The sequence below is a fragment of the Paenibacillus sp. OT2-17 genome (assembly GCF_009827695.1).
Taxonomy (GTDB): domain Bacteria; phylum Bacillota; class Bacilli; order Paenibacillales; family Paenibacillaceae; genus Paenibacillus; species Paenibacillus polymyxa_B.
Map to the genome: position 1 here is coordinate 1 of NZ_WUDQ01000605.1, position 2,115 is coordinate 2,115.

3 protein-coding genes are annotated in these 2,115 nt (G+C 47.2%); all 3 read left to right on the forward strand.

Annotated features, from left to right (window positions below; translation table 11 throughout):
• The first annotated feature begins 129 nt into the window (after positions 1 to 129).
• A complete protein-coding gene (locus GRP75_RS25130) occupies positions 130 to 474 on the forward strand; it encodes a YlbF/YmcA family competence regulator (RefSeq protein WP_160790689.1) in 345 nt (114 codons plus the stop codon).
• A gap of 72 nt (positions 475 to 546) precedes the next feature.
• On the forward strand, positions 547 to 831 hold the full coding sequence (locus GRP75_RS25135; RefSeq protein ID WP_013309579.1) for a hypothetical protein: 285 nt from the start codon (positions 547 to 549) through the stop codon (positions 829 to 831).
• Positions 832 to 1,028: 197 nt separating this feature from the next.
• A partial coding sequence (locus GRP75_RS25140) for a DRTGG domain-containing protein (protein ID WP_160790690.1) occupies positions 1,029 to 2,115 on the forward strand: 1,087 nt, incomplete at its 3' end.

Below are 2,115 nucleotides of genomic sequence, written 5' to 3' on the forward strand. Positions count from 1 at the left end.
TTGAGAGTAACGTGAAACGTGACTGTGCTGTAATAGCACTGATTCATCATATGAGGACATATATCCCTTGGTGATTGACGGACAATGTGAAATGTTGACACTAAACTTGTATTGGAGGAATAAACAATCATGAACATCTATGACAAAGCCCATGATTTAGCGAAAGCATTGAAGGAAAGCAAAGAGGTAGAGGAAATTACGTCAGCGATGAAGCTGATCGAAACCGATCCAGAAGCTAAGAAAATGCTAGACGATTTACGTGAACGCCAAATGGAAGTACAGCAACGGATGATGAGCGGCGATATGCCACCACAGGAAGAGATGGAAAAGATGGAGAAGCTGTTTGAGGTACTTAGCTTGAACCTCAACATCCGACGCCTGTTCGACGCTGAACGCCGCTTGAGCGTGATTATTGAGGATGTTAACAAAATTATTGCAGACAGTCTTCAAGATTTGTACGGTTCATCTCTGTAAGTTTGTCTCATATTCCTTCCTGTCCTCTCATAGACTAGATACATAGAGTCACAGGGAGAGGAAGGGATACGATTGGGTTCTTTTAAAAAATGGAAACACGGTTTGTACACACTGATTGCGCTGGCTATGGTCTTGGTTGCGTTACCACGCATCTCGCTTGCAGGCGGTTTGAACTGGGTCAACGGCTTTGGAATAGTATGGGTACTTTTTGCGCTGCTAGTCATCGGGGCGAACATGCATTTTTTGCTGGGTGTGGATGAGGAAAAGCGCAAAACGCTGGAGCGTGTGCGGCGGGCCAAAATGCAGCAGTGGCAGATGAAATGGGATAAAAAAGCTGACAAAGGTAGCATGCAGTGAGTTTTTTTTAGCTTGTCCTGGGCTTGCCCCCAGATACAAATCAATCATAGTAAGAAGCGGTCCTTGTAATAGAGGGGATCGCTTTTTTGCTATTTCCGAAGCAGAAAACTCAAAATGAACAAAGGTCTAAAATAAAGGGATTTTGTGCTATAATAGATACAGAATGATACAGATTGAACGTTGGGGGTGTAACAGAGTTGGACGGGCTAGATGAAACAGTTACGAAGCATGAGCAGCTATTGCGACATATCGAGCAGTTGAAAATAGGCTCCAAAATTTCTGTGCGCAGGTTGGCTAAAGAAATGAGCGTCAGCGAAGGAACGGCCTATCGGGCCGTGAAGGAAGCCGAGAACCTGGGAATTGTCATTACCAAGGAACGGATCGGAACAGTACGAGTAGAGAAGCGTCCGCGCGGCTTGTCCGAGCAGCTGACCTTTGCAGATGTCGTGAATATTGTAGAGGGACATGTGCTGGGCGGAAGTGAGGGGCTGGAGAAGCCCTTGCACAAGTATGTTATTGGGGCGATGCGCGAGGAAGCTATGGCCCGTTATATTGACGCTGGCAGTTTGCTGATCGTTGGTAACCGTGAGGATGCGCATTCACTTGCATTGGAGCAGGGGGCAGGTGTGCTGATTACAGGGGGATTCGGTACGAGCCGAGAGGTTAAGCAGCTCGCAGACAAGATCAGTCTGCCGATTATTTCCTCACGCCATGATACTTTTACAGTGGCATCTATGATTAATAGAGCCATATTTGACCGCTTGATCAAAAAGAAAATTATGCTGATTGAAGACATTGCGGCAGGCAAACCGAAAACGTTGACCTTGAAAATCAACAGCACGCTTACCGAGTTTGAAGAACTTTCGGTGACGACTGGACATCATCATTTTGCAATAGTGGATGAATGGAATCGTTTAATTGGTATCGTCAGCCGCAAAGATGTGGAGGGGCTTCAACCTGAGCATACGATGGATAAATGTCTTATCCGCAATCCGATAACGGTCACTTACCAGACCTCGCTGGCTTCAGCCGCGCAAATGATGGCGTGGGAAGGTGTGGATTACTTGCCGGTCGTGGACCGCAACCGCAAGCTGCTCGGGTCCGTTACACGGCGTGAGGTGCTGGAGGCGCTGCGTAACGCCCAAAAGCAGCCACAACTTGGCGAGACGTTCGACCAGTTGATCTGGAACGGGTTTGCTGAAGAGCGTAATGAGGATGGATCGTTATTTTTCCGCGGTTTTATCATTCCGCAAATGGCGACCAATTTAGGTACGATCTCGGAAG

What these genes read in the sequence shown, in the direction of transcription:
- GRP75_RS25130 (WP_160790689.1), top strand. Translation starts at nt 130, where the DNA reads ATGAACATCTATGACAAAGCCCATGATTTAGCGAAAGCATTGAAGGAA.